The sequence below is a fragment of the Aeromicrobium sp. genome, assembly GCF_049587115.1.
Taxonomy (GTDB): Bacteria; Actinomycetota; Actinomycetes; order Propionibacteriales; family Nocardioidaceae; genus Aeromicrobium.
On the sequence record NZ_JBAVDI010000056.1, the window covers coordinates 1 to 5,451 of the forward strand.

The window sequence follows — 5,451 nt, forward strand, 5'->3', positions numbered from 1 at the left end:
AGGTAGACACGGCCCTGGCGTCGATGGCCAAGTGGTGGACGACCGAGCTGCAGGTGAAGCTGGTCGACCAGGGCGTGCAGCTGCACGGCGGTTACGGCTACATGTTGGAGTACCCCATCGCCAAGGCGTACGTCGACAGCAGGATCCAGACCATCTACGGCGGCACGACCGAGATCCAGAAAGAGATCATCGGTCGGATGCTCGGCGTCTGACCCCATCTCACGAGGAGACCGCATGACCGATGTACTGACCAAGCGTGCCGAGATCGAGCAGCAGGTGGCCGGCCTCACGTTGGTCGACTCCCTGGCAGAGACCGTGCAGAAGTACGGCGACCAGCCGGCGTACTCGGACAAGCACCAGGTGCCCGAGGGCGAGTCGTGGCGCACGCTGACCTGGTCCGAGACCCGCGAGCTCGGCCTCGACGTGGCAGCCGCCCTGATAGAGCTCGGTGTGCAGTCCGGGGACCATGTGGCGATCATGGCCAGCAACCGGATCGAGCACGTCGTCGCCGACATCGGCATCGTGCATGCAGCGGCGACCCCGATGTCGATCTACAACACGCTGTCGGTCGAGCAGGTCTCCTTCGTCGCGGCTCAGTCCGAACCCAGCGTCGCCATCCTCGAGAACGCCGACCACATCGGTCGCTGGACCGCCGCCATCGAAGCCGCCGGGCGGCTGCTCAAGGTCGTGGTCATCAACGCCGACGACCTGCCCGAGGATGACGACCGGTTCATCTCCTGGGCAGACCTGGTCGAGTCCGGTGCGGCCTACCGCGCCACGCACGTCGAGGACGTGCAGGCTCGCGCAGCCGAGCTGACTCCTGAGTCACCGGCGACCATCCTCTACACCTCCGGCACCACCGGCAGCCCGAAGGGCGTGGTGCTCAGCCACCACAACGTGATCTACGAGGCAGTGAGCACCCTCGAAGGAGCAGGCCTGGACGGACCGCAGCGGCAGGTCAGCTATCTGCCGTTCGCGCACATTGCCGAGCGCACGCTGGGCATCTACGTCCCCGAGATCATCGGCGGCCACGTGCACGTCATCGGCGACCCGGCACAGCTGGTGGCCACGCTCGGCGAGGTGCACCCGACGTCGTTCTTCGGCGTGCCGCGAGTGTGGGAGAAGATCAAGACCGGCATCTCCGCAAAGCTTGCCGCGGACCCCGACCCGGCCAACGTCGAGATGGTCCGCAACGCGATGGCCGCCGGACTCGCCTGGGTGGAGGCCCAGCAGGTCGGGGGCACCATGACGCCCGAGATCGAGGAGGCCTACCAGAAGGCCGACGAGGCGATCTTGGGCTTCCTCAAGCTGTTGCTCGGTCTCGACCAGGTGAAGTGGGCCGCCTCTGCAGCGGCACCGATGCCGCTGGAGGTCGCGAAGTTCATGGCCGGCCTGGGCATCAAGGTGTTCGACGTCTACGGCATGACCGAGACCTGCGGCGCGGTCACCGCCAACGGACCCGGCAGCTTCAAGCTGGGCACCGTCGGCCGGGCAACGCCGGGCATGGAGGTGACTCTCGCCGACGATGGCGAGGTGCTGATCCGGGGTCCGGTGAACACCTCGGGCTACTACAAGGCCGAGGACAAGACCCGCGAGCTGATCGATGAGGACGGCTGGGTCCACACCGGCGACATCGGCGCCCTGGACGACGACGGCTTCGTCTCCATCGTGGACCGCAAGAAGGAGCTGATCATCACCTCATCGGGCAAGAACATCGCTCCGTCCAACATCGAGAACTACCTGAAAGAGTCGCCGATCATCGGGCATGCCATGGCCATCGGCGACGCCAAGCCGTACGTCGTCGCGGTGATGACCCTCGATGCGGAGATCGCTCCTCTGGTCGCCCAGCAGATGGGTCTGGAGTTCCACGACCTCGCCGACCTCGCCCAGAAGCCAGCGATCCTCGCCATGGCGCAGGCCGCCGTCGACGCGGCCAATGAGCGCCTGTCCCGGCCCGAGCAGGTCAAGGCGTTCGAGCTGCTCCCGGTCGAGTGGACGGCTGAGAGCGACGAGCTGACGCCGACCCTCAAGCTGAAGCGCCGCGTGGTGAACCAGAAGTACGCGGACGTGCTGGAACGCCTCTACGGCTGACCTGCAACCTGGAGGTTGCGTTCGTCCCTCATATGTGCAACTGTCTGATTGCACATAAAGCGACGGAAGGAATCCCATGGACGCGAACACCACTGCGGGCGCCACTGCCGGCACCACTGCTGTCGACGAGCTGGACCGGATCGACCGCAGCATCGACATCGACGCCACCGCCGATCGGGTGTGGAGCTTGATCTCGCAGCCAGGTTGGTGGATCAACGACGGCACCATCAACCCCGATCAGGTGGTCGAGCGCGACACCGGCGATGACTCCGGCGATGACACGGTGGTCGTGGTGCGCCACGAGAAGCACGGCGAGTTCCGGGTCCGGACCATCGAGCTCGACCAGCCGAGGTATGCCGCGTTCCGCTGGCTGGCCAACGACGACCATGACGGCACCCTGGTGGAGTTTTGGGTCGAGGATCGCCCGGGCGGCGTCGTACTCCGGGTGGTCGAGAGTGGCTTCTCCGGCCTGAGCGACGACCGCCCCACCTGGCTGACGGCCCGCGAGGGAAACGTCGAGGGGTGGGCGACCGAGCTCGCGGCGGCACGTACGCACCTCACGTGAGCCTCGAAACAGCGCTGCCTCCCGTGTTCGCCGCACTGGGCGACGAGATGCGCTGGCAGCTGTTGGTGCGGCTCGGCCAGGGTCAGGCGTCCGCGTCGAGCCTGGCTCGGGAGTTCCCCATCTCGCGACAGGCGATCGTCAAGCACGTAGAGGTGCTGCGCGAGGCAGGCCTCGTGAAGTCCGAGCAACGCGGGCGCGAGGTCGTGCATCGAGCGCTCGGTGGCCGACTCAGCGACGTGGCCCGGGAGATGGACCGCATCGGCCGAAGCTGGGAGCGCAGCCTGGCGCGAGTCAAGGAGCTGGCGGAGTCGTCGCCCGACGACCGAACACTCAGCGAGCGATGAGTCTGCAGGACGCACCTGGTCAGTTAGGGGAAATCCCTGATGCGCGCTGTCGGCGCTTACTGAGAGAGTCGTGCCATGCATCTTCACCTTGCCGGAAAGCTCACCGGCCGCGTCACCAAGTGGGTCGTCCTCGTTGGTGCGATTGCGCTCGTCGCGCTCATGAGCGGCTTCAACTCCCAGCTCGTTGACGTCCAGAACAACGAGGCGTCCTCATGGCTGCCCCAGTCAGCCGAGTCCACGAAGGTGGTCGAGGAGCTCACGGGCACCGTCAACCCTGACGACATCCCGACCCTCGTCGTCTACCAGCGAGATGGCGGCCTGACTCAGGCCGACCTCGCCGCGCTGGACGAGCAGGCCACAGAGATCGCGCAGCTCGATGGCGTCACCGACGAAGGCGTTTTCACGCCCAGCGTCGCGGCCGCGTTGCAGGCCCAGGGCGCACCGGTCCCGCAGCTCTTGTCCGATGACGGAGAAGTCGCCTACCTGGCGTTCACGTTCAACTTTGGCAAGAACGGCTGGAACGCCATTCCGGAGGCGGCCGACCAGGTCGAGGCCATCACCGCCATGGACGGTGTCACCGTGCACCTGGCCGGCTTCGGTGGCCAGGCCAGGGACGCGGCCGAGGCGTTCGAGGGCATCGACACCAACCTGATCCTGATCACGTTCCTCGTCGTGATCGTGATCCTGCTCTTCACCTACCGGAGCCCTCTGCTCTGGATCCTGCCGATCTTCAGTGCCGCCGTTGCCTACACCTTGTCGGGCGGAGTGGTCTACCTGCTGGCCAAGTACGCCGACCTCACCGTCAACGGGCAGAGCCAGGCCATCCTCGGCATCCTGGTGATCGGCGCCGGCACCGACTACGCGTTGTTATTGATCGCCCGCTACCGCGAAGAGCTTCGCCGTCACGACGACCGCCACGAAGCGATGGCGTTCGCCCTGCACCGCGCGGCGCCGGCCATCTTGGCGAGCGCATCGACGGTCGTGGTGGGCATGTTGTGCCTGTCCTTCGCCGACCTCAACTCGACGGCCGGCCTCGGACCGGTCCTCGCTGTGGGTGTCGGGACCACGTTCCTGGTCATGGTGACGCTGCTACCAGCCCTGCTGGTGATCTTCGGACGGTGGATGTTCTGGCCGAAACGGCCGTCGTTCGGTTCTGCCGAGCCGACCCAGTCCGGCCTCTGGGCCCGGGTGGGCAAGGGCATCGCCCCGCGCCCGCGAATGGTCTGGACGATCACGGCCGGCGTCTTGGCGATCGCCTGCCTCGGGTTGTTCCGGCTCGACGCGTCGGGCATGTCGTCCGCAGACACCTACACGAAGGTGTTCGACTCGATCCAGGGTCAGCAGGTCCTCGCGGAGCACGGTCTGCAAGACACCTCCAACACCGTGCAGGTGGTCACCAACAGTGACCAGCTCAAGCCCGTGCAAGCATCGCTGGCCGACGTCGAGGGCCTGGGCGAGCCCACCCAGGTTGCGGACCTCGGCGACGGACGTTCCTACTTCGAGGCGACCGTCGGTGAGGACATCTCCTCGACTGCTGCCTTCGACATCGTCGAGGCGGCCCGCGACGCGGTGCACGGGGTCAATGGCGCGGACGCGCTCGTGGGGGGTGGCTCAGCGTTCTACCTCGACAGCAAGATCGCCTCCGACCGGGACAACCGGGTGATCATCCCGATCGTGCTGATCGTGGTGTTCCTGATCCTGATCCTGCTGCTCCGAGCACTCTTGGCCCCGGCGATTCTGATGGGCACGGTGGTGCTCTCGTTCGGGGCGGCGCTCGGGATCTCGACGATCCTGTTCCAAGAGGTGTTCACCAAGCTCTCGATCTTCGAGAACGGCAACGGGTTCAACTTCGTCGACCCAGGGTTCCCGCTCTTCACGTTCGTCTTCCTGGTTGCCCTCGGCATCGACTACAACATCTTCCTGATGACCCGGGTCCGCGAGGAGAGCGCGCAGCAGGGCACCCGCAAGGGCTCCTTGATCGCGCTGTCCTCCACGGGCGGGGTGATCACCTCAGCCGGGCTGGTGTTGGCGGCGACGTTCCTGGTGCTGGGCTCGATCCCGTTCGTGTTCCTCGCCGAGCTGGGCACGGCGGTCGCCCTCGGCGTGCTGCTCGACACCATGATCGTCAGGTCCGTCCTGGTGACCGCCATCAACCTCGACCTGGGGAGCAAGATCTGGTGGCCGAGCAGGCTCGACCGGGGCGAGCGGGACGCACCGCCAGCAACCGAGGAGCAGGCGAAGGTCCTCGTCTAGCGACTGTTCAGCGAGTGGCCCGGGGAATCGCCCCGGGCCGCCCGCGGTTAGCCTGAATCACCATGCCTGAAGCCCCCACCCCCCAGCAGGTACGCCGTGCGCTGGCTCGTGCCGAACGGGGTGCTGTGCTGGATCTCGGCGAAGCCACCGCCCTGCTGGCCGCGACCGGCGGCGACCTCGACCGGCTCACCGCAGCGG

The 5,451-nt window shown here is 66.6% G+C and carries 5 protein-coding genes; all 5 read left to right on the forward strand.

Translation table 11 applies throughout. The features are described from left to right. Positions 1 to 212 (forward strand): acyl-CoA dehydrogenase family protein (locus WB461_RS05515; protein ID WP_423851719.1); only part of this gene is annotated, 212 nt, incomplete at its 5' end. A gap of 22 nt (positions 213 to 234) precedes the next feature. Then, positions 235 to 2,091, forward strand: a complete 1,857-nt coding sequence (locus WB461_RS05520; protein ID WP_423851720.1) for an AMP-dependent synthetase/ligase — start codon at positions 235 to 237, stop codon at positions 2,089 to 2,091. Positions 2,092 to 2,167: 76 nt separating this feature from the next. After that, positions 2,168 to 2,656 carry an ATPase gene (locus WB461_RS05525; RefSeq protein WP_423851721.1) on the forward strand — a complete coding sequence of 163 codons (489 nt, stop codon included), beginning with the start codon at positions 2,168 to 2,170 and terminating at the stop codon, positions 2,654 to 2,656. Further along, positions 2,653 to 3,000 carry an ArsR/SmtB family transcription factor gene (locus WB461_RS05530; RefSeq protein ID WP_423851722.1) on the forward strand — a complete coding sequence of 116 codons (348 nt, stop codon included), beginning with the start codon at positions 2,653 to 2,655 and terminating at the stop codon, positions 2,998 to 3,000. Before WB461_RS05525 ends, WB461_RS05530 begins: the two co-directional genes overlap by 4 nt. A gap of 75 nt (positions 3,001 to 3,075) precedes the next feature. After that, a complete protein-coding gene (locus tag WB461_RS05535; RefSeq protein WP_423851723.1) occupies positions 3,076 to 5,253 on the forward strand; it encodes an MMPL family transporter in 2,178 nt (725 codons plus the stop codon). Positions 5,254 to 5,451: the final 198 nt, after the last annotated feature.

Bases quoted from the DNA above. Each gene is read 5' to 3' on its own strand.
- WB461_RS05535 (WP_423851723.1), top strand. From the start codon at position 3,076: ATGCATCTTCACCTTGCCGGAAAGCTCACCGGCCGCGTCACCAAGTGG.
- WB461_RS05520 (WP_423851720.1), top strand. From the start codon at position 235: ATGACCGATGTACTGACCAAGCGTGCCGAGATCGAGCAGCAGGTGGCC.
- WB461_RS05525 (WP_423851721.1), top strand. From the start codon at position 2,168: ATGGACGCGAACACCACTGCGGGCGCCACTGCCGGCACCACTGCTGTC.